Source organism: Alloalcanivorax sp. C16-2, assembly GCF_046507615.1.
Classification (GTDB): domain Bacteria; phylum Pseudomonadota; class Gammaproteobacteria; order Pseudomonadales; family Alcanivoracaceae; genus Alloalcanivorax; species Alloalcanivorax marinus_A.
Genome location: NZ_JBKFTL010000001.1, coordinates 1,023,334 through 1,045,046, shown reverse-complemented (window position 1 = coordinate 1,045,046; position 21,713 = coordinate 1,023,334). Strand labels below are relative to the sequence as shown.

20 protein-coding genes are annotated in these 21,713 nt (G+C 65.4%); 8 read left to right on the top strand and 12 right to left on the bottom strand.

The window, feature by feature from the left end:
- Positions 1-11 precede the first annotated feature (11 nt).
- The 7 genes from ACLD02_RS04950 to cyoA are packed head-to-tail and all read right to left on the bottom strand — an operon-like array spanning position 12 to position 6,657.
- On the bottom strand, positions 12-569 hold the full coding sequence (locus ACLD02_RS04950; RefSeq protein ID WP_203102715.1) for a response regulator transcription factor: 558 nt from the start codon (positions 567-569) through the stop codon (positions 12-14).
- Positions 569-1,873 carry an ATP-binding protein gene (locus tag ACLD02_RS04945; protein WP_410298086.1) on the bottom strand — a complete coding sequence of 435 codons (1,305 nt, stop codon included), beginning with the start codon at positions 1,871-1,873 and terminating at the stop codon, positions 569-571. The genes ACLD02_RS04950 and ACLD02_RS04945 overlap by 1 nt, the downstream gene beginning before the upstream one ends.
- Positions 1,851-2,630: an SURF1 family protein gene (locus ACLD02_RS04940; protein WP_410298085.1), complete on the bottom strand. Its 780-nt coding sequence runs from the start codon at positions 2,628-2,630 to the stop codon at positions 1,851-1,853. Before ACLD02_RS04940 ends, ACLD02_RS04945 begins: the two co-directional genes overlap by 23 nt.
- The gene (cyoD, locus tag ACLD02_RS04935; RefSeq protein WP_203102721.1) at positions 2,623-2,979 is read right to left on the bottom strand and encodes a cytochrome o ubiquinol oxidase subunit IV; all 357 of its coding nucleotides are present in this window, start codon (positions 2,977-2,979) and stop codon (positions 2,623-2,625) included. Before cyoD ends, ACLD02_RS04940 begins: the two co-directional genes overlap by 8 nt.
- Positions 2,976-3,617: a cytochrome o ubiquinol oxidase subunit III gene (cyoC, locus tag ACLD02_RS04930; protein ID WP_203102723.1), complete on the bottom strand. Its 642-nt coding sequence runs from the start codon at positions 3,615-3,617 to the stop codon at positions 2,976-2,978. The genes cyoD and cyoC overlap by 4 nt, the downstream gene beginning before the upstream one ends.
- Positions 3,610-5,610, bottom strand: a complete 2,001-nt coding sequence (gene cyoB / locus ACLD02_RS04925) for a cytochrome o ubiquinol oxidase subunit I (RefSeq protein WP_238400930.1) — start codon at positions 5,608-5,610, stop codon at positions 3,610-3,612. The genes cyoC and cyoB overlap by 8 nt, the downstream gene beginning before the upstream one ends.
- 24 nt (positions 5,611-5,634) lie before the next feature.
- Positions 5,635-6,657, bottom strand: a complete 1,023-nt coding sequence (gene cyoA, locus ACLD02_RS04920; RefSeq protein ID WP_410298084.1) for a ubiquinol oxidase subunit II — start codon at positions 6,655-6,657, stop codon at positions 5,635-5,637.
- Between the two features lie 227 nt (positions 6,658-6,884).
- On the opposite strand from cyoA, the gene ACLD02_RS04915 reads away from it, so the two are divergent.
- Positions 6,885-8,204: an MFS transporter gene (locus ACLD02_RS04915; RefSeq protein WP_203102726.1), complete on the top strand. Its 1,320-nt coding sequence runs from the start codon at positions 6,885-6,887 to the stop codon at positions 8,202-8,204.
- A 187-nt stretch (positions 8,205-8,391) separates the two neighbouring features.
- Here ACLD02_RS04915 and ACLD02_RS04910 read toward each other — a convergent pair whose 3' ends face one another.
- From ACLD02_RS04910 to ACLD02_RS04890, 5 genes are read right to left on the bottom strand one after another with little or no spacing between them, the layout of a single operon-like run.
- Positions 8,392-9,504 carry an NADH:flavin oxidoreductase gene (locus ACLD02_RS04910; RefSeq protein ID WP_410298083.1) on the bottom strand — a complete coding sequence of 371 codons (1,113 nt, stop codon included), beginning with the start codon at positions 9,502-9,504 and terminating at the stop codon, positions 8,392-8,394.
- 52 nt (positions 9,505-9,556) lie between these two features.
- A complete protein-coding gene (locus ACLD02_RS04905) occupies positions 9,557-10,129 on the bottom strand; it encodes an NlpC/P60 family protein (protein ID WP_410298082.1) in 573 nt (190 codons plus the stop codon).
- A complete protein-coding gene (gene rpe, locus ACLD02_RS04900) occupies positions 10,126-10,800 on the bottom strand; it encodes a ribulose-phosphate 3-epimerase (RefSeq protein ID WP_410298081.1) in 675 nt (224 codons plus the stop codon). The genes ACLD02_RS04905 and rpe overlap by 4 nt, the downstream gene beginning before the upstream one ends.
- Positions 10,801-10,824: 24 nt before the next feature.
- Entirely contained in the window at positions 10,825-11,517 is a 693-nt protein-coding gene (gene murU, locus ACLD02_RS04895; protein WP_238400931.1) for an N-acetylmuramate alpha-1-phosphate uridylyltransferase MurU, read from the bottom strand.
- The gene (locus ACLD02_RS04890; RefSeq protein WP_410298080.1) at positions 11,508-12,497 is read right to left on the bottom strand and encodes an aminoglycoside phosphotransferase family protein; all 990 of its coding nucleotides are present in this window, start codon (positions 12,495-12,497) and stop codon (positions 11,508-11,510) included. The genes murU and ACLD02_RS04890 overlap by 10 nt, the downstream gene beginning before the upstream one ends.
- Before the next feature lie 144 nt (positions 12,498-12,641).
- Between ACLD02_RS04890 and ACLD02_RS04885 the strand changes: the two genes are divergently transcribed.
- The 7 genes from ACLD02_RS04885 to ACLD02_RS04855 all read left to right on the top strand — a co-directional run bounded on the left by ACLD02_RS04885 (position 12,642) and on the right by ACLD02_RS04855 (position 21,642).
- Positions 12,642-14,915: an LPS-assembly protein LptD gene (locus ACLD02_RS04885; RefSeq protein WP_203102735.1), complete on the top strand. Its 2,274-nt coding sequence runs from the start codon at positions 12,642-12,644 to the stop codon at positions 14,913-14,915.
- Positions 14,908-16,221 (top strand): peptidylprolyl isomerase, encoded by a 1,314-nt coding sequence (locus ACLD02_RS04880; protein ID WP_410298079.1) that lies wholly within the window; start codon positions 14,908-14,910, stop codon positions 16,219-16,221. Before ACLD02_RS04885 ends, ACLD02_RS04880 begins: the two co-directional genes overlap by 8 nt.
- Positions 16,218-17,213, top strand: a complete 996-nt coding sequence (pdxA, locus tag ACLD02_RS04875) for a 4-hydroxythreonine-4-phosphate dehydrogenase PdxA (protein WP_410298078.1) — start codon at positions 16,218-16,220, stop codon at positions 17,211-17,213. The genes ACLD02_RS04880 and pdxA overlap by 4 nt, the downstream gene beginning before the upstream one ends.
- Positions 17,210-18,019, top strand: coding sequence for a 16S rRNA (adenine(1518)-N(6)/adenine(1519)-N(6))-dimethyltransferase RsmA (rsmA, locus tag ACLD02_RS04870; RefSeq protein ID WP_410298077.1), 810 nt, complete (start codon positions 17,210-17,212; stop codon positions 18,017-18,019). Before pdxA ends, rsmA begins: the two co-directional genes overlap by 4 nt.
- Positions 18,016-18,405, top strand: a complete 390-nt coding sequence (gene apaG / locus ACLD02_RS04865) for a Co2+/Mg2+ efflux protein ApaG (protein ID WP_238400932.1) — start codon at positions 18,016-18,018, stop codon at positions 18,403-18,405. Before rsmA ends, apaG begins: the two co-directional genes overlap by 4 nt.
- Positions 18,406-18,436: 31 nt before the next feature.
- Complete coding sequence (locus tag ACLD02_RS04860) at positions 18,437-19,264, top strand: symmetrical bis(5'-nucleosyl)-tetraphosphatase (protein ID WP_410298076.1); 828 nt, start codon at positions 18,437-18,439, stop codon at positions 19,262-19,264.
- A gap of 455 nt (positions 19,265-19,719) precedes the next feature.
- Positions 19,720-21,642: a PrkA family serine protein kinase gene (locus ACLD02_RS04855; protein WP_410298075.1), complete on the top strand. Its 1,923-nt coding sequence runs from the start codon at positions 19,720-19,722 to the stop codon at positions 21,640-21,642.
- Positions 21,643-21,713 lie beyond the last annotated feature (71 nt).

Sequence of the window (21,713 nt, the reverse complement as noted above, 5' to 3'; positions counted from 1 at the left end):
GGGGCGGCGGATTATTTGATCTGGCGCTTGCCCAGCTTGCGGGCCAGGGTGCGGCGGTGCATGCCCAGGCGGCGGGCGGTTTCGGAAATATTGAAGCCGGTTTCCGCCAGGGTCTGGTGGATGCGCTCCCATTCCAGGGTCTTGATGGAGGTGGGCCGGCCTTCCACCGCCACCTCGGTGCTGCCGTCGGCGCGCTCGAAGGCGGCTTCGATGTCATCGGTGTTGGAGGGCTTGGCCAGGTAATGGCAGGCGCCCAGCTTGATCGCCTCCACCGCGGTGGCGATGCTGGCGTAACCGGTGAGCACCACGATCAGCATCTCCGGGTCATGGTCGTGGAGGGCCTGCACGCAGGTCAGGCCGGAGGCGTCGCCCTTGAGCTTGAGGTCCACCACCGCGTAGCCGGGCCGGTAGTCGGCCAGGGTTTCCGCCAGCCCGTCCATGCCTTCCAGGGACCGCACCGCGTAGCCGCGCCGCTCGAAGGAACGGCCCAGGGTGCGCGCCAGAGCGGCGTCATCCTCGACGATCAGCAACCGCCGGGCATCCTCGGCGAGACCGGTATCGCCACTCATCAGGGTTCTCCTTCCTGCTCGTCTTCCAGCATGATCGCCGCCAGCGGCAGGGTCAGCACCACCTCGGCGCCGCCCTGGGGCCGGTTGTGGGCGCGCACGCCACCACCCAGGGTACGCGCCACGTTGACCACCAGGAACAGGCCCAGGCCGCTGCCCGGGCGCCCCTTGGTGGACTGATAGGGTCGTCCCAGGCGGGTCAACATGGCGTCGCTGAAGCCGGGGCCGTCGTCGCTGACCGCCAGCACCAGGGCGTCGCCGTCACGGCGCACGGTCAAGGTGACACGCTCGCGGGCCGCCTCCAGGGCGTTGTCGAGCATATTATAAAGGCTCTGCTTGATGGCCGAATCGGACACAATGTCCACGTCGTCGCCGAAACGATCGTGGAACGAGAAGGTATTCACCGGCCGGCTGCCGCGCCACTCCTCGACGATGTCGTTGAGGAAGGCGTGCACCGTGGTTTCCTCGGAGGACTCGCCGCGCGCCTCGCCGGCGGACAGCAGAATACCGCTGACGATGGATTTGCAGCGCTGTACCTGGGTCTGCATCTCGCCGATTTCCTGGCGCAGGTCCGGGTCGTTCTTTAACACCGGCATATGCTTCCAGTCACCGAGGATCACCGCCAGGGTGGACAGCGGGGTGCCCAGTTCATGGGCGGCGCCGGAGGCGAGCAGCCCCATGCGCACGATGTGCTCCTCCTCCGCGGCGCGCTGGCGCAGGTCCGCCAGCCGCTCGTCGCGCTCGCGGCGGTTGCGGGTAATGCGCGAGATGAATACCACCAGCAGCACGGCGTTGAGCACGAAGCAGATCAACATGCCCTGAATGTAGAGGCTGAACGGACCACGCTCATAATCCGGCGGCAGGGTGAGCGGGCGTCCGGCGAATTCCAATGAGACAAAACAGGCCGCGGTGATCAGCACGATGGCCCAGGTGGACCAGGCCTCAAGCAACACCGCCGCCAGCACCACCTGCAGCAAATAAAGAAAAATAAAGGGATTGGTGGCGCCGCCGCTGAGCCCCAGCTGCAAGGTCAGGGTGGCCACGTCCACCAGCAATGCCAGGAACAGCTCGCCATTGCTGACATCCCGGCGCACCAGCTTCAGGCGCAGCATGCTGACGCCGTTGAAAACCACCAGGCCGGCCAGCACCGCCAGCATGTAATGCATCGGCAGCGCCACCTTGAACACCAGGTGGGCCACCAGGATGGTGCCGATCTGGCCGAGCACCGCGATCCAGCGCAGCTGGATCAACTGCTGCATGTTCTTGCGGCCGGTGCCGTCGTGATCAGTGTGAGCCGGTGTGCTCATGGTCGTCGTCTCCCTGGTCCCCGGGCCGGAACTCCTGACGCGCGGTATAGAGCGCGCCGGCGGCCACCATCAGGGCGAGGATATACCAGGTAATGGCGTAGACCAGATGATTGTTGTGGAACTCGATCACCGTGAGGCCCGGCACCGGGCCGGCTTCGGGGGCGGCGTCCGGGTCGCCGGTGACGTCCACGAAGTAGGGCGCCACTGGCGCCAGTCCTCGGGCCTCGGCGATGGCGGCCACGTCACGGGAATACCAGCGGTCGGCGGCGGGCTCGTTGTCACGCAGGAAGCCGCCACCGGGCTGGCTGAGACGCAGCAGACCGGTGACGTTGACCGGCCCTTGCGGGCGCGCGTAATCGGCGTCGCGGCCGGCCACGAAACCCCGGTTGATCAGCACCAGGGTACCGTCGTCACGGCGCAGAGGGGTCATCACCCAATAGCCGCTGCCCAGGCGGGTGGCGGCCTGAACCAGGGTATCGCGGTCGTGCAGGTAGGTACCGCGCAGGCGCACCGGACGGTATTCGTCGCGGTCCTCGTTGACGCCGTCCCAGTCCATCGGCCGGGGCGCGGCCAGCGGGTCCGCGTGGACCCGCTCATCAACGCGCTGGATCAGATCCAGCTTCCAGGCGCGGCGCTCCACCTGCCACTGCCCCAGAGCCAGAAATCCGACGAAGGCGCCCAGGGCCAACAGGCCCCAGAACCCCCTCGCCACCCAGCGGCGGGCGCTCACCGGAGCGCCGCGGCCGTGGTTAGCCATACTCCTTCATCAAGCCGGGCATCATGTTCACGTTGAGGTGGTACATCACCCACAACGAGCCGGCCAGGGCGATGAAGACGATCACCGAGGTAAAGATCAGCGCCAGCATGTTCCAGCCACCCTCGGACTGGAAGTTCATGTGCAGGAAATAAATCATGTGCACGACAATCTGCACCGCCGCGAAACCGAGGATCACCAGGGCGGTCATGCCGGTGTCCTTGATCACGTCGGCCATCACCAGCCAGAACGGGATGGCGGTGAGAATCACCGACAGCACGAAACCGGTCATGTAACCCTTGAAGGTGCTGTGCGGCATGTCCCCGCCGTGATGATCGTTGGACCCACTCATGGCAGCACTCCCATCAGATATACGAAGGTGAAGACGCCGATCCAGACCACGTCCAGGAAATGCCAGAACATGGACAGGCAGAACAGGCGGCGCTGGTTCTCCGGAATCAGACCATGCTTCTTGAGCTGGAACAGCAGGGTCACCAGCCACACGATGCCGAACAGCACGTGCAGACCGTGGGTGCCGACCAGGCCAAAGAAAGAGCTCAGGAAGCCGCTGCGCCAGGGGCCCGCGCCCTCGTGGATCAGGTGGTTGAACTCATACAGCTCCAGGCCCAGGAAGCCGGCGCCGAGCAGGCCGGTGATCGCCAGCCAGACCATGGTGCCGCGCAGGTGATTGGCCTGCATTCTGAGCATGGCGAAGCCATAGGTGATCGACGACAGCAGCAGCAGACTGGTGTTCATCGCCACCAGCGGCAGGTCGAACAGCTCCATGCCGGTGGGGCCGTCCGCGTAGCTGCGCCCCAGTACGCCGTAGGTGGCGAACAGGCTGGCGAAGATCAGACAGTCGCTCATCAGGTAGATCCAGAAGCCCAGCAGAGTGCCGGTCTCCGGATGATGCTCGGTGGTCTCGTGGAACTGCAGCGGCTCGCCGCGCTCCGCGTTACCGGCCAGGGTGTCGTGCGTGGTCTCAGACATGGTTCGCAAGCATCCGTGTACGGTTCGCCTCGATCCCGGCCACTTCGTCGGCCGGAATGTGATAGTCGCGGTCATAGTTGAAGGTATGACCGATGGCCACCGCCAGCAGGGCCAGGAAGCTGATGCCCGCCAGCAGCCACATGTGCCAGATCAACGCGAAGCCCAGCACCGTGGCGATGCCCGCCAGAATGATCCCGGCGCCGGTGTTCTTGGGCATGTGGATCGGCAGGAAGCCTTCCTCGGGCCGCTTGTAGCCGTGTTCCTTCATCTGCCACCAGGCATCCATATCGTGCACGCGCGGCGTGAAGGCAAAGTTGTAGTAAGGCGGCGGCGAGGAGGTGGACCACTCCAGGGTGCGACCGTGCCAGGGGTCGCCGGTTTCGTCGCGCAGTTCGTCGCGGCGACGGTAGCTGACCACCAGTTGGATCAGGAAGCTGGCGATGCCGATGGCGATCAGGAAGGCCCCGAAGGCGGCGATGATGAACCAGATCTGCACGGACGGATCGTCGAAGTGGTTCATGCGCCGGGTCACGCCCATCAGGCCGAGCACGTAGAGCGGCATGAAGGCGAAATAGAAACCGATGGTCCAGAACCAGAAGGACATCTTGCCCCAGAACGGGTCCAGCTTGTAACCGAACGCCTTCGGATACCAGTAGGTGATGCCGGCGAACATGCCGAACAGCACACCACCAATGATCACGTTATGGAAATGCGCCACCAGGAACAGACTGTTGTGCAACACGAAGTCCGCCGGCGGCACCGCCAGCAGCACCCCGGTCATGCCACCGATCACGAAGGTGATGATGAAGCCCAGGGTCCACAGCATCGGCACTTCCATCTCGATGCGACCGCGATACATGGTGAACAGCCAGTTGAACACCTTCGCCCCGGTGGGGATCGAGATGATCATGGTGGTGATGCCGAAGAACGAGTTCACCGTCGGCCCGGAGCCCATGGTGAAGAAATGGTGCAGCCATACCAGGTAGGACAGCACGGTGATCACCACGGTGGCGTAAACCATGGAGGCATAGCCGAACAGGCGCTTGCGCGAGAAGGTGGAGACGATCTCGGAGAACACGCCGAACGCGGGCAGCACCAGGATGTACACTTCCGGGTGACCCCAAATCCAGATCAGGTTGATGTACATCATCACGTTGCCGCCCAGATCGCTGGTAAAAAAGGCGGTACCGAGATAACGATCCAGGGCCAGCATGGCGAGCACGGCGGTCAGCACCGGGAAGGCGGCCACGATCAGCACGTTGGTGCACAGGGCGGTCCAGGAGAACACCGGCATGCGCATCAGCGACATACCCGGGGCCCGCATCTTGACGATGGTGACCAGCAGGTTGACCCCCGATAGCAAGGTGCCCACCCCGGCCAGCTGTAGCGACCATATGTAATAGTCTACGCCGACGCCGGGGCTCTTTATGATGCCCGACACCGGTGGATAGGCAAGCCAGCCGGTCTTGGCGAATTCCCCCACGAACAGGGACGCCATCACCAGCACCGCGCCGCTGGTGGTCATCCAGAAGCTGAAGTTGTTGAGGAACGGGAAGGCCACGTCGCGGGCACCGATCTGCAACGGCACCACATAGTTCATGATGCCGGTGATCATCGGCATGGCGACGAAGAAGATCATGATCACGCCATGGGCGGTGAAGATCTGGTCGTAGTGGTCCGGCGGCAGATAGCCGGCGGCGTCACCGACCGCCCAGGCCTGCTGGATGCGCATCAGGATGGCATCGGAGAAGCCGCGCAGCAGCATGACGATGGCCAGCACCATGTACATGATGCCGATTTTCTTGTGGTCGATGCTGGTGAACCACTCGCTCCACAAATAGCCCCATGCCTTCTTGTAGGTGATGAACCCCAGCAAGGCCAGGCCACCGAGGGCCACCATCACGAAGGTCACGATCAGAATGGGCTCGTGATACGGGATCGACTCCAGAGTGAGGCGACCGAAGATCAACTTTGTCAGATCCAATTCAGACATTTCGTATACCGACGCTGGAAGCGTTTACTGATTGATGGACCGGCCGTTGTCACCGGCCATGGTCAGATCCAGAAGTTCGCGCACCTCTTTCTCGCTACCGGCTTCGCGATCACGGGGATCACCGGCGATGCACATGGTCAGGCCCAGTTCCGTGAAGGCCATCATTTCGTCCATGCAGACGTCACCGGACTCCAGGCAACGGTTGAGAATGTCGTGGTAGAGCGTCTCGTCCGCGCTGGCGTAGTAGGTGACCGGATTGGCCTGGCTGGGTTGCTCAAGCTCGCGATAAACGTCGCGGGTCAGCGTGTTGGGGCTGGCCTTGACCTTGGCGATCCAGGCATCGAAGTCCTCATCGCTGAGGCCGTGGAACTTAAAGCGCATATCCGAGAAACCGGCGCCGCTGTAGTTGGCGGAGAAACCGTCGTACACGCCGACCTCATTGATCACCGCGTGCAGCTTGGTTTCCATGCCGGCCATGGAATAGATCTGCCCCGCCAGCGCCGGAATGAAGAACGAGTTCATGGCGCCTTCGGAGGTGATCTTGAAGCGGATCGGCCGGTCCACCGGGGCGGCCAGTTCGTTGACCACCGCCACGTTCTGTTCCGGATAGAAGAACAGCCATTTCCAATCCAGTGACACCACCTCGATGACCAGCGGCTCCACGCCCTCCGGCACCGGCCGGTTGGCGTCGATACGCTCCAGCGGACGGTAGGGGTCGAGCTTGTGGGTGCTCACCCAGGTCATGGCGCCCAGCGCGATGATGATCATCAGGGGCGCGCCCCAGATCACCAGTTCCAGAACCGTGGAATGGTCCCAGTCGGGCTTGTAGGTGGCGTTCCTGCCCGCCCGGTAACGGAAGGCGAACACCAGGGTGAGGATGATCACCGGCACGATCACCAGCAACATCAGGAAGGTGGCCCAGAGAATCAGGTCGCGCTGCTGGGCGGCGATATCGCCGGACGGCGACATCAACACCAGGTCACAGCCACTCATCAGGGCGGCGGCGATCAGGACGGGGATTAAACGCAAAAACTTGAATAGATGCATTGCCGGATCATACAGACGTGGCCCAGGGTGCGGCGCACTCTACCCGCCGTGAAGGCCGGCGGGAATTGGACATTTTGTCCCATGGCGGCGGCGCGCGTTTCAGGCGAGACTTCGCACGCGCGACAATAATGATACGGTGCACCGTACGGGGGCTGGATTTACTTCGCCGCCGGGGCCAGCATACTCTCAATATATTCCAATAAACCAGCACGCAGCGAGACCGGATCATGTCCAGCACCTACGAACCAGCTCTGACCGACGCCCCCCGGGGGCCCGCCGCGGACCGCGCCAGCGTGGCGCCCGGCGAAATCGCCGTGGGGGTAGTGGTTGGCCGCACCTCCGAATACTTCGACTTCTTCGTCTACGGCATCGCCTCGGTGCTGGTGTTCCCGTCGGTATTCTTCCCCTTCGCCGACCGGCTCGACGGCACGCTCTATTCCTTCGTGGTGTTCTCCTTCGCGTTCATCGCCCGCCCTTTCGGCACCGCCCTGTTCATGAACATCCAGCGGCGCTGGGACCGCAGCGTCAAACTCACCACCTCGCTGTTCCTGCTCGGCACCGCCACCGCCGGCATCGCCTTCCTGCCCGGCTACGAGACCCTGGGCGGCTTCTCGATCCTGCTCCTGGCGCTGTTCCGCATCCTGCAGGGCGTGGCGCTGGGCGGCTCCTGGGATGGCCTGCCCTCACTGCTGGCGCTGAACGCCCCCCGCGAGCGGCGCAGCTGGTACGCCATGCTCGGCCAGCTTGGCGCGCCGATCGGCTTCCTGGTGGCCAGCGCCCTGTTCCTGTTCCTGTTCTCCAGCCTGGCCAGCAGCGACTTCCTGGGCTGGGGCTGGCGCTACCCGTTCTTCGTCGCCTTCGCCATCAACGTGGTGGCCCTGTTCGCCCGGCTGCGGCTGGTGGTGACCCACGAATACACCGAGGCCCTGGAAGAGCGTGAACTGGAGCCCCTGGGCACCCGGGAAATGCTGCGCAAGCAGGGCTACAACATCTTCATCGGCTCCTTCGCCGCCCTCGCCAGTTATGCATTGTTCCACATGGTGACCATCTTCCCGTTGTCCTGGATCAACCTGGGCGACACCCAGGCGATCAGCAACGTGCTGGCGATCCAGATCGTCGGCGCCCTGATCGGCATGGGCGGAACGGTGTTCTCCGGCTGGATCGCCGACCGCATCGGCAAACGCACCACGGTAGCCACCCTGGCGGTGCTGATTGGCGTGTTCAGCCTGTTCACGCCGATGCTGATGGACGGCTCGCCGCTGCAGCAGGACCTGTTCATCCTGATCGGCTTCGCCCTGCTGGGCGTGTCCTACGGCCAGGCCTCCGGCACCGTGACCGCCAACTTCGAACGCCGCTTCCGCTACACCGGCGCCGCCCTCACCTCCGACTTCGCCTGGCTGTTCGGCGCCGCCTTCGCGCCCCTGGTGGCCCTGGGGCTATCGGCCAAATTCGGCCTTGCCTACGTCAGCGTCTACCTGCTCTCCGGCGTGATCTGCACCCTGCTGGCCCTGCGCATCAACCGCCGCCTGGAAACCGGCGAGCCCTGACCGGACAGCGCCAGGCAAAGGGCGCACACGAAAAAGGCGGCGAGGGAGTACCCCCGCCGCCTTTTTTGTCACTGCGATAAAGACCGCCGCAGGAGCGGCTTCAGCCGCGATTCATGGCGTTCCCGGAAGGGGAACCATGACGAGGCGCGGCCCCGATGGAAAGCAAGCCCGTCAGAGACTCCGTGGCTCAGCTCAACGACCCGAGGGCGGCCTTGGTGAACGGCTCCATATGTTCGGTGTCGTCCTCGCGCAGCTTCACCAGCCAGTTCGGGTCCTGCAGCAACGCCCGCCCCACGGCGATCAGATCAAACTCATCGGCGGCCATGCGCCGCACCAGCTCCTCCACGCCCTTGTGGTTGGCGGTACCGCCAATGCCCTGATTGTTGGCGCCGATGAAATCATCATCCAGCCCCACGCTGCCCACGGAAATCGCCGGCTTGCCGGTGAGCTTTTTGGTCCAGCCCGCCAGGTTCAGATCGGAACCCTCGAATTCCGGCACCCAGAAACGGCGCGTGGACGCATGAAAAATGTCCACCCCGGCCTCCACGAACAGCGCCAGGAAACGCTCCAGCTCCTCCGGCGTATGCGCCAGGCGCGCCTCGTAATCCTGCTGCTTCCACTGGGAATAACGCAGCACGATCGCGAAGTCCTCGCCCACCGCCTCCCGCACCGCGCGCACCACCTCAACGCCGAAGCGGGCCCGGTTCTCCAGGGAGCCGCCGTACTGGTCGTCACGCTGGTTGGTGCCCTCCCAGAAGAACTGATCCAGCAGGTAACCATGGGCGCCGTGGATCTCCACCCCGTCGAAGCCCAGCGCCTTGGCGTCCCGGGCGCCGTCGGCGAAGGCGCGGATCACGTCGTCGATGTCCGCCTGATCCATGGCCTTGCCATTGGGCTTGCCGGGCTTGAACAGGCCGGACGGCGAATAGGCGGGGGCGTCCTTGTCGGGACCCACGCCGGGCCGGCGGGTGCCGCCCACGTGCCAGAGCTGGGGAATGATGGCGCCGCCGGCGCCGTGCACCTGCTCCACCACGCGCTTCCAGCCGGCCAGCGCCGCCTCGCCGTGGAAAGCGGGCACCGCGTCATGGCCCGGCGCGCCCGGGTGATTGATGGTGGTACCTTCGGTGATCAGCAGACCCACCTGGCCCTCGGCCCGGCGCCGGTAATAGCCGGCCACGTTCTCGCCAGGCACCTGGCCGGGCGAGAAATTACGGGTCATGGGGGCCATGGCCACGCGGTTGCGCAGCTTCAGGGACTTGCACTCAAAGGGGCGGAACAACGGCGCGAGATCAGCGCTCATGGACAAACTCCCGGTCAGTCAAACGTCATCGAATAAAAAACAGTGACGTAATCTACCGTGATTCGTCCGAAAGCGACACCGCCGACGGCGGCTCCGTGAGGTCCAGGCGCCGCGCCTTCCAGTAATGACGCCGCCAGTAAACGTTGTTCAGCGACGAGGTCATGACGCCACGGCTGGTGGATGCGTGCAGGAAGCGGTCGCCGCCCATGTAGATGCCCACATGGCGTTGGCGAAAGCCGGTCTTGAAGAACACCAGATCACCGGGCGCCAGATCGTCCCGGGGCACGCGCCGGCCCTCCCGGGCCAGTTGCTCGGTGGTGCGCGGCACCTCCACGCCCAACCGGGACTGGAAGGTAATCTGCACGAAGGCGGAGCAATCCACCCCGCGCCGGTCGGTGCCGCCCAGCCGGTAGGGCACCCCCCGCCAGGCGTCGGCCTGCTCACGCAACAGCGGCAACACCGGCGAGGCGGTATCGCCCACCGGCACGTCGTCGCGCAGCAACGGCGGCGGCTCGCCACCGGCGTCGCGACTCTCCACGGCGGGCATGGGACGGCTGGCGCAGCCGGCCAGCAGGGCAATCAACACCAGCAGCCCGAGCCCGGCCCCGCCGCCCGGCGCCTTCATGCCGAGGGCAGCGCCGCGCGCATGGCGTCGATCACCGCGCGGTAGTCGTCCTTGCCAAAGATGGCGGAGCCGGCCACGAAAGTGTCGGCGCCGGCGGCGGCCACCTCGCCGATGTTATTCTCGGAGACACCGCCATCCACTTCCAGACGGATGTCGCGGCCGCTGTCGTCGATCAGACGGCGCACCCGCTCGATCTTCTTGAGGGTGCCGGGGATGAATTTCTGACCGCCGAAGCCCGGATTCACGCTCATCAGCAGGATCATGTCCAGCTTGTCGATAACGTATTCAAGGCAATCCGGCGAGGTGGCCGGGTTGAGCACCAGGCCGGCCTGACAGTCGGCGTCGCGGATCAGTTGCAGGGAGCGGTCCACGTGGCGGGAGGCTTCCGGGTGAAAGGTGATCATGGAGGCGCCGGCGTCGGCGAACATGCCGATCAGATCGTCCACCGGGCTGACCATCAGATGCACGTCGATGGGCGCGGTGATGCCGTGCTGACGCAGCGCCTTGCAGACCATCGGGCCGATGGTCAGGTTGGGCACGTAATGGTTGTCCATCACGTCGAAGTGGATCACGTCGGCGCCGGCGGCGAGCACCGCGTCGCATTCCTCGCCCAGGCGGGCGAAATCCGCGGCGAGAATGGAGGGCGCGATCCAGGGAGTCTGTTTGGCCATGAAGTGTTGTCCTCGATGGGTGGCTCAGGGGCGGCGACCGGCCAGGAAACGGTCCAACTCGGCGAGGCGCTCGGGCGTGCCAATGTCCCACCAGTGGCCCCGGTGGTGCTCGCCGCTCACCCGCCCCGCCGCCATGGCCGCGCGCAGCACCGGCGCCAGCCGCCGCTCGCCCTCTTCCAGGCGTTCGAACAGCGCCGGGCGCAGCAGCGCGATGCCGGGGTAGGTAAGCCGGGGCTCCGCATTATCGCTTACCCGGCCCTTGCCTGTTAAATGGAAATCCCCGCCCGGATTGTGCGGTGGGTTGTCCACCAGCACCAGATGGGCATCGTCGCCCTCGGCCAAGGGCCCCAGGTGGCGGAAGTCGTAATCGGTCCAGATGTCGCCGTTGACCAGGATAAAGGGCGCCGGCCCCAACAATGGCAGGGCACGGCGAACGCCGCCGGCGGTCTCCAGCGGGGCGCCCTCGTGGGACCAGTGCAGGCGCACGCCCAGGGCCTCGCCGTCACCAAGCCGCGCCGGCAGTTGCTCGCCCAGCCAGCCGGTGTTGATCACGATGTCGCCCACGCCGGCATCGCGCAGGGCCTCGATGTGGTACTGGATCAGCGGCCGGCCGCCGGCTTCCAGCAGCGGCTTGGGGGTGCGGTCGGTGAGCGGACGCATGCGCTTGCCGTAACCGGCGGCGAGAATCATCGCCCGGGGCGCCACGGTCACGGGCATTGCCATTCATCCAGCAGCCGGCCCAGGTCCGCCAGCTCCGGGCGCCGGGCGATCACGGCGCGCAGGTAGGCGAAGAAGCGCGGTGCGTCCTGCAGATACTTGGGCTTGCCATCCCGGTGGTGAATGCGGGCAAAAATGCCGATCACCTTGAGATGGCGCTGAGCGCCCATCAGGTCGCACCAGCGCAGCAGTTCGTCGAACGCCTCCGGCACCGGCAGGCCGGCGTCACGGGCACGCCCGTGGTAAACCCGCAGCCAGGCCAGCACACGGTCCTCCGGCCAGCTCAGGAAGGCATCCTTGAACAGGCAGATCGGGTCGTAGCTGATCGGCCCGTGCACCGCGTCCTGGAAATCGATCACCCCCGGGTTGGGATCGCTGACCATCAGGTTGCGCGGCATGAAGTCGCGGTGCACGAACACCCGGGGCTGGCCCAGGGCCGCCTCGATCAGGGTCTCGAACACGGCCTCCAGCCGGCGTCCCCGGTCGCCGCCCGGGGCCAGCCCACGGTGGCGGTCCAGGTACCAGTCGCGGAACAGGTCCAGCTCCCGGCGCAGCAAGGCCCGGTCATACAACGGCAAGCCGGCGGCGTCGGCGTGACGCTGCTGGGCGATCAGCGCGTCCAGGGCGGCGGAGAACCAGGCGTCCGCGTTGCCGTCGTCCAGGGCGGTGAGCCAGGTTTCCGTGCCCATGTCGCTAAGCAGCAGGAAGCCGCGCTCAAGGTCGCGATGCAGAACCTCCGGCACATTCACGCCGGCCGCGGCCAGCCGTTTGGCCACGTCGATGAAGGGCCGGCAATCCTCCTGCTCGGGGGGCGCGTCCATGGCCACCAGGGAACGGCCACCGTGCCGGTAGCGGAAATAACGGCGAAAGCTGGCGTCGGCGGAGGCCGGCTCCCCGGCCACCGGCGCGCCCAGCCAGTCGCTTACCCATTGGTCCAGCGCCACGCGCCGGGAATCCTCATTACCCTTCTCTGGCTGCATTGCCACCTTCAATCCATTACACTGCCGCGATTCGACTGAAAACCCGTACCGCCACGACAACGCCGGCCCCACCGGCAGGGCGAGCGCCATCATGGACGCGGTCGGGGATTCCGAAACGGCCTTTTTACCTGTTCCGAGCAGCCGATGCCACTGCCCAAACCATCGTTTTTAGCCGGCCTGGCCCTGACCCTGGCCGGCGTCGCCGGCGCCGACGACGACCTCAACTGGGTCGACCGGGAAACCATGGACGCCCTGCCCCCGGTGCAACAGCGCCCGATTCCCGTGTGGTGCAGCGGCATCTATTACAACCCCCGCGTGGGGATGCCCGCCGAGCGCAGCGACACCATCATCACCGCGGACAACACCAGCCTGACCCAGGACGGCCTGATCGAGATGGGCGGCGACGTGCTCATCGAGGAGCCCGGTCGGCGGCTGACCACCCAATCCGCCCTGCTCGACCAGTCCAGCGGCAAGTTTCAGGTGAACAGCGCCCTGCGCCTGGAGACCGACCAGTTCACCTTCCTGGCGGACGGCATGAGTGGTCAGACCGACCGCCGCGAGGCGAGCCTGGACCGGGTACGCTACGCCCTGTTCGGCCCGAGCGCCCGGGGCACCGCCGATTACATCGACGTGGTGGATCAGTTCATCACCGTGGACCACGGCACCTACACCACCTGCGCGCCGGACTCCAACGGCTGGCAGCTCAAGGGCCGGCAGATCCGGCTGGACCGTGGCAAGGGCTGGGGCGAGGCCCGCGACGTGACCCTCAAGGTCAAGGGCGTGCCCCTGATCTGGCTGCCCTGGATCACCTTCCCCATCGACGACCGGCGCAAGACCGGGATGCTGTTCCCGACCATCTCCAGCAGCGACAGCGGCGGTCTCGACATTACCCAGCCGGTGTACATCAATCTGCACCCGCAGATGGACGCCACCGTGGCGCCGCGCTACATCGACGGTCGCGGCAGCGGCCTGGAAACCGAGTTCCGCTACCTGAACCGCTTCGGGCTGGGCCAGGTGAGCTACGGCGTGCTGTTCAGCGACCGCCAGTTCAACGATGAAAACCGGGAAGTAGCCGGCTGGCAACACAGCGGCTCGATCCAGCGCTGGCAGCTCACCGCCGACGTCAATTACGTATCCGACGACTTCTATTTCAAGGACCTGGACACCGGTCTGGAAGTGAGCTCCCAGACCCACCTGCCACGGCTCGGCGAGGCGCGCTATTTCGGTCGTCACTGGCAGATACTGGGGCGTCTGCAGTCCTGGCAGACCATCGACCCGACCCTGCCGGACGATCAGGAACCCTACCGGCGCCTGCCACAGCTGCAGCTTTCCGGCGACCCGCGCCTGCTGGGCCCGGTGCGCGGCCTGTGGCTGAGCGACGTGACCGCCTTCGATCGCTCCGACAACGACACCAGCAGCAACCCCACCGGCGCCCGGGTACACCTGGCACCGGGCCTGAGCGCCCGGCTCGAAAAGCCATGGGGCTACGTGGAGCCACGCGCCCGGCTTTATCACACCCGCTACCAGCTGGACAACGCGGAGGACAGCGGCGTCGACCCCACTCTCACCACCTGGGGCGCCAGCCTGGATTCCGGGTTGTTCATGGAGCGCGGCACCAGCCTGTTCGGACGCGGCTATACCCAGACCCTGGAGCCCCGTGTATTCATCAACAAGGTGGCCTACGAACAACAGGACGACCTGCCGGATTTCGACGCCGGCGAGTTGACCTTCTCCTATAACACCCTGTTCCGGGAAAACCGCTTCATCGGCTACGATCGCATCGGCGACGAGCAAAAAATAGCGCTCGGCGTGACCAGCCGCTTCCTGCGCGACGACGACGGTCGCGAGCAACTGCGGCTGCGCATGGGCCAGGGCTATTACAGCGGCGAACGCAAGGTGCAACTGGACGGCGCCGACCCGGACGACGCCGACCAGACGCCGCTGGTGGCGGACATGCGCTGGAACTTTGGGCACGATTGGTACCTCTATTCCGAAGGCCAGTGGGACACGCACGCCAACGAGCGCCAGCGTTCCTCCCTGCGGCTGGGGTACACCGACCGGGAGCGCCGTATCTTCAATCTGGGCTTCCACGATCTACCCCAGGAAGACATCCGCCAGTCGGAGATCGCCACCATCCTGCCGATCCACGACAACTGGCGGCTGATCGGGCGCTGGCTCTACGACATGGAGAACCAGCGCACCCTGGAAACCCTGGCGGGCGCCGAATGGCGCAACTGCTGCTGGAAGATTCGTCTGCTCAGCCAGCGGGAACTCGCCGACGACAACGGCGACGGCACCCTGGAAGGCGACTCCACGGTATTAATGCAGATTCAAATGACCGGGCTGGGCGGCTTCGGCGGCCGGGTGGACACCCTGCTGGAACGCAGCATTCCCGGATACAGGAGCGAGTATGATTAGGAAAACCCTGGTGGCCAGGCTACTGGGCACCCTGTTGCTGAGCACCTTGTTGCTCTCCCTGGGCGCCCGGGCCGACATGCAGCCGCTGGACCGCATCGTGGCCGTGGTCAATGACGGTGTCATCATGCAAAGCGAGCTGGACGCCCGCGTCGACGACATCGCCGCCCAGTTCCGCGCCGACAATCGCCCGATGCCGCCGCTCAATGTCATGCAGGAGCAGGTGCTCGACCGCATGATTCTCGAGCGCGTGCAGCTGCAAATGGCCGAGCGCGCCGGCATCCGCGTGGATGACGCCGCCCTTAACCAGGCCCTGGAGGGCATCGCCCGACAGAACAACATGACTCTGCCGCAATTCTCAGAGGCCCTGCGCGGCGACGGCTACGACTGGACCCAGTTCCGCGAGCAGATCCGCAATGAAATGGTGATCTCCCGGCTGCAGCAACGCAGCGTGGCCTCGCGCATCCGCATCACCGACCGGGAAGTGGAGCGCTTCCTGCAGTCGGAGACCGGCAAACGCATGTTCCAGGCCGATTTCCACCTCGGCCACATCCTGGTCAAGGTGCCCGGCGGCGCCAGCCCGGAACAGGTCAGCCAGGCCAAGGACAAGGCCCTGGATCTGGTGGCGCGCCTGCGTGGCGGCGCCGACTTCTCGGAAACCGCGGTGGCCGAATCCGACGGCCCCCAGGCGCTGGAAGGCGGCGACCTGGGCTGGCGCGAGGCGGCCCAGTGGCCGAGTCTGTTCGCCGACGCCGCCATCGACATGCAGAAGGGTGAGATCAGCGAACCGCTGCGCTCCGGCGCCGGCTTCCACATTCTCAAGATGATCGACCGCCGTGGCGGCGCCGCCAAGGTGGTCACCCAGTATCGGGTTCGCCATGTGCTGGTGCGCGCCGACACCCTCACCACCGAGGCCGAGGCCCGCCAGGAAATCAACCGCGTTCACGACGAGGTGGCCAGCGGCAAGTTGAGCTTCGCCGACGCCGCCGAGCGCTACTCCGACGACCCCGGCAGCGCCCGCGAGGGCGGCGAGCTGGGCTGGGTGACTCCGGGCGAGATGGTGCCGGAATTCGAGCAGATGATGACGGAGACCCCGGAGGATCAACTCTCGCCGGTATTCCAGACCCAGTTCGGCTGGCACTTCCTGGAGGTAGAGGAAACCCGCGATACCGACATGAGCGACCGCTACCGCGATCTCCAGGCCCGCCAGGCACTGCAGAAGCGCCGCTTCGACGAGGAGCTGCAAACCTGGCTGCAGGAGCAGCGCGCGGAGGCCTACGTGGACATCCGCCTCGACGAGGACGCATGAGCCGCCCCCTGGCCCTGACCAGCGGCGACCCTGCCGGCATCGGCCCGGACCTGGCGCTGGCGCTGGCGCTGGCCGCCGGGGATGCGCCGCCATCGCTGGTGATCCTGGGCGACCGCGACGTGCTGAACGCGCGTGCCGCCGCCCTGGGCCTGGAGGTCACCCTGCCCGACTGGGCTCCCGGCGAGCCGCCGCCCGCCGGCGCCGCCCTGTGGCACTGCCCGGCCGGGGCCCCGGTTCACGCCGGCCGGCCGGACCCGGCCACCGGCGCCGGTACCCTGAACATGCTCAAGCGTGCCGCCGACGGCTGCCTGGACGGCACTTTCGCCGCCATGGTCACCGCGCCGGTGGCCAAGAATGTGATTTGCGAAAGCGCCGACCCGACGTTCACCGGCCACACGGAATTCCTGGCCGAGCGCGCCGGCGTGGACCAGGTGGTGATGATGCTGGCCGCCGGCGATCTCCGCGTTGCCCTGGCCACCACCCACCTGCCCCTGGCACGCGTACCGGAGGCCATCACCGACACCACCCTGAGCCGGGTGCTGACCATTCTGCGCGACGACCTGCGCGCCAAATTCGCCCTGCCGCGGCCGCGCATCCTGGTGCTGGGGCTGAACCCCCACGCCGGCGAGGGCGGCCACCTGGGCCGCGAGGAGCTGGACATCATCATCCCCACCCTGGAGCACCTGCGCGGCGAGGGCTTCGACCTGACCGGCCCGGTGCCGGCGGACACCGCCTTCCAGCCGGAGCTGCTGGAACGCCACGACGCGGTGCTGGCCATGTACCACGATCAGGGCCTGCCGGTGCTCAAGTACGCCGGCTTTGGCGAGGCGGTGAACGTGACCCTGGGGCTGCCGTTCATTCGCACCTCCGTGGATCATGGCACCGCCTTCGATCTGGCCGGCAGTGGCCGCGCCCGGGCCGGCAGCCTGCGCGCCGCCACCGCCCTGGCGGCCGATCTGGCCCGGCGCGCCGGCACGGAGGCCGCGTTATGAGCGAACATCGCGCGCGCAAGCGCTTCGGCCAGCATTTCCTCCATGATCCGGCCATCATCGACCGCCTGGTTCGCAGCGTCGCGCCCCGGGACGGCGAGACGCTGGTGGAAATCGGCCCTGGCCAGGGGGCGCTCACCTATCCTTTGCTCGATGAGGTGCATCATCTGCAGGTGGTGGAGCTGGATCGCGACCTGATCGCCCTGCTGCGCGAGCGCATCGCCCCGGAGCGGCTGACCATCCATGAGAGCGACGCCCTGCGTTTCGATTTCGCGGCCTTGGCCGGCGACGGCCCGCTGCGGGTGGTGGGCAACCTGCCCTACAACATCTCAACGCCGCTGATCTTCCACCTGCTGGACCAGGCCGGCACCATCGCCGACATGACCTTCATGCTGCAGAAGGAAGTGGTGGACCGGCTCACCGCCGCCCCGGGCGGCAAGGACTATGGCCGGCTGTCGGTGATGGTGCAGTACCATTGCCAGGCGGATTACCTGTTCTTCGTGCCGCCGGGCGCTTTCCGACCGCCGCCCCGGGTGGATTCCGCCGTGGTGCGGCTGACGCCCTACCGCGTGCCCCCCTGGCCCGCCGACGATCCGGCCTGGCTGGCGCGACTGGTGGCCCAGGCGTTCAGCCAGCGGCGCAAGGCGATCCGCAACAGCCTGAAATCCCTGGTCGCCGCCGAAATCTTCACGACCACCGGCATCGATGCCGGATTGCGCCCCGATCACCTCACGGTGGCGGACTACGTGGCCCTGGCCAATGCCAGCGGCGGCGCCACCGACACAGCGAACAAGAAGGAGTCCCGATGACCGCCGTGGACGACAACCCCTACCGTATCCAGGTATCCGTGGAAACCGAATACCTGGCGGATCAGAGCGATGAAGAGAATCAGCGCTGGGTGTTCGCCTACCACATCCGCATCCATAACCGGGGCGACATGACCGCCCGGCTGCTGACCCGGCACTGGGTGATCACCGATGGCGAGGAACGCACCCGGGAGGTGCACGGCGAGGGCGTGGTTGGCGAGCAGCCCAGCATCGCGCCGGGTCAGGAGTTTCAGTACTCCAGCGGCGCCGTGCTGGAGACCGAGGTGGGCACCATGCACGGCAGCTACCAGATGCTGGCCGAGGACGGCACCTGTTTCGACGCCGACATTCCCGCCTTCACCCTGGCGGTACCGCGCGCCCTGCACTAAACCGGACCGTACGGAATCGAGGAAACACGCCATGAGCACCTACGCAATCGGCGATCTGCAGGGCTGCCTGGCCCCGTTCGACGCCCTGCTGTCGCGCATCGGCTTCAACCCGGACCGGGACCGGCTGCTGCTGGCCGGCGACCTGGTCAACCGGGGCCCGGATTCCCTGGGCACCCTGCGCCGGGTCCATGAGCTGCGCGACAATGTGCAAGTGGTACTGGGCAACCATGATCTGCACCTGCTGGCGGTGGCCCACGGCCACGCCACGGTCAAGAACAAGGACACCCTGCGACCGATCCTGGACGCGGCGGACCGCGACACCCTCCTCGGCTGGCTGCAACGCCAGCCCTTGCTGGTGGAAGCCCCCGCGTTCAACGCGGTGATGACCCACGCCGGCCTGCCGCCGCTGTGGACCCTGGAGCAGGCCCGTGAGCGGGCGGCGGAAATCACCCGGGTACTGGCGGACCCGGCCAGCGCGGGCATATTCTTCCAGGAAATGTATGGCAATGAGCCCGCCGGTTGGCGCGACGACCTCAGCGGAGCAGCCCGCTGGCGGGTAATCACCAACTATTTCACGCGCATGCGCTTCGTCAACCGCCAGGGCGACCTGGACCTGACCACCAAGGGCGAAGCGGACCAGCCCCCGGCGGGCTTCATGCCCTGGTTCGAGCACCCGGACCGCCTGGAGCGCGGGCTCATGGTGCTGTTCGGCCACTGGGCGGCGCTGAAAGGCCACACCGGCGTGGCCGGCGTCGAAGCCCTGGATACCGGCTGTGTCTGGGGCGGCACCCTGACCGCCCTGCGCCTGGACGATGGCGCTCGTTTCCATTGCGATTGCGGCGCTTCCACGGCGCCGTAAAGCCCCCGAAACGCCCGGCATGCACGCCGGGCCTCCTCCTCTCGACGTGTTGTTTACACCGTTTATCGGATAAACAAAAAACAGAATTTTTTTCAACGTTCGTTCGTTTTTTGCTTTTGACTTGGCGCTCGTTTTAGCGCCATGCTAGTCGGCAGAGTGATTCGCGACGACACCCGCGTTTCGAATCCGCCCGCATTGCTCGACCCCATTATCACGTCGGCGCCAAGGGCGCCGGCCGGGAGTACCCCGATGAATTATGCGCGGACCCAGGCTTCGGCTTTTCACGCCGCCTCCGGACGGCACGGGCCCGCTTTAATTCTTTCCGCCACCTCGTTTCCCGCTCCCCAACCGCTTTCACGCCCACGGAAAAATACCCGCTCCGGGGAAGTTGGAACGAAACTGGCATGGCATTCGTATCGCTTTCCCGATTTCGTACCGTCAGGAGGGAGTAAGGCATGAGTATTCTCCACCACTATCAGGCCCGGTTCGACGCCACCCAGGAAGATGAAATGTCCCTGGAGGATTACCTCGCCCTGTGCAAGAGCGACCCCAGCGTCTACGCCTCGGCCGCCGAGCGCATGTTGATGGCGATCGGTGAACCGGAGCTGGTGGATACCTCCAAGGACCCGCGCCTCTCCCGGATATTTTCCAACAAAATGATCCGGCGCTATCCGGCCTTCAGCGAGTTCTACGGCCTGGAGGACGTAATCGAGAACATCGTCAGCTACTACCGCCACGCCGCCCAGGGCCTGGAGGAAAAGAAACAGATTCTCTATCTGCTCGGCCCGGTGGGCGGCGGCAAATCGTCGCTGGCGGAGAAGCTCAAGGCATTGATGCAAAAGGTGCCGTTCTACGCCATCAAGGATTCACCGGTGAACGAGTCGCCGCTGTGCCTGTTCGACCCGGAAGAAGACGGCCCCATTCTGGAAGAGGAATACGGCATCCCGCGGCGCTATGTGAACAGCATCATGTCGCCCTGGGCGGTGAAACGTCTCAAGGAATACGGCGGCGATCTGAGCCGCTTCCGGGTGGTCCGCCGCTACCCGTCGATCCTGGATCAGGTGGCGGTGGCGAAGACCGAACCCGGCGATGAGAACAACCAGGACATCTCTTCCCTGGTGGGCAAGGTGGACATCCGAAAACTGGAGGACTTCGCCCAGGAAGATCCGGACGCCTACGCCTTCTCCGGCGGGCTGTGCCGGGCCAATCAGGGGCTGCTGGAATTCGTGGAAATGTTCAAGGCACCGATCAAGGTGCTGCACCCGCTGCTCACCGCCACCCAGGAGGGGAATTACAACGGCACCGAGCACATGGGCGCGATTCCCTTCGAGGGCATGGTGCTGGCGCATTCCAACGAATCGGAATGGCAGACCTTCAAGAACAACAAGAACAACGAGGCCTTCATCGACCGGGTCTACATCGTCAAGGTGCCCTACTGCCTGCGCGTCACCGAGGAACAGCTCATCTACGACAAGCTGCTGCGCAACTCCAGCCTTCGCGAAGCCCACTGCGCGCCGGACACCCTGCACATGCTGGCGCAATTCTCGGTGCTCACCCGGCTCAAGGAACCGGAAAACTCCAGCATCTATTCCAAGATGCGCGTTTACGATGGCGAGAACCTCAAGGACATCGACCCGCGCGCCAAGTCGATTCAGGAATACCGCGACATGGCCGGCGTCGACGAAGGCATGGACGGCCTGTCCACCCGCTTCGCCTTCAAGATTCTTTCCAAAGTGTTCAACTTCGACCACTCCGAGGTGGCCGCCAACCCGGTGCACCTGATGCATGTGCTCGAACAGCGCATTGAGCAGGAGCAGTTTCCCCAGGAAAAACAGGATCAGTATCGCCGCTTCATCAAGGAGTATCTGGTCCCCCATTACGTGGAATTCATCGGCAAGGAAATCCAGACCGCCTACCTGGAATCCTACTCCGAATATGGCCAGAACATCTTCGACCGTTACGTCACCTACGCGGATTTCTGGATACAGGACCAGGAGTTCCGCGATCCGGATACCGGCGAGATCTTCGACCGCCAGTCCCTCAACGAGGAACTGGAGAAAATCGAAAAACCGGCGGGTATCTCCAACCCCAAGGACTTCCGCAACGAGGTGGTCAACTTCGTACTGCGCGCCCGCGCCAACAACAACGGCCGCAACCCCAGCTGGATGAGCTACCAGAAGCTGCGCGACGTGATCGAGAAGAAGATGTTCTCCAACACCGAGGAGTTGCTGCCGGTGATCTCCTTCAACCCCAAGGGCAGCGAGGACGACCGTCGCAAACACGACAACTTCGTCAAGCGCATGATGGACCGTGGTTACACCGAGAAACAGGTGCGCCTGCTTTCCGAATGGTATCTGCGCGTGCGTAAAGCCCAATAGGTGGCGTGATCGCGGCTGAGGCCGCTCCTACCCCTCCCGGTAGGAGCGGCCTCGGCCGCGATAAGGAGGTT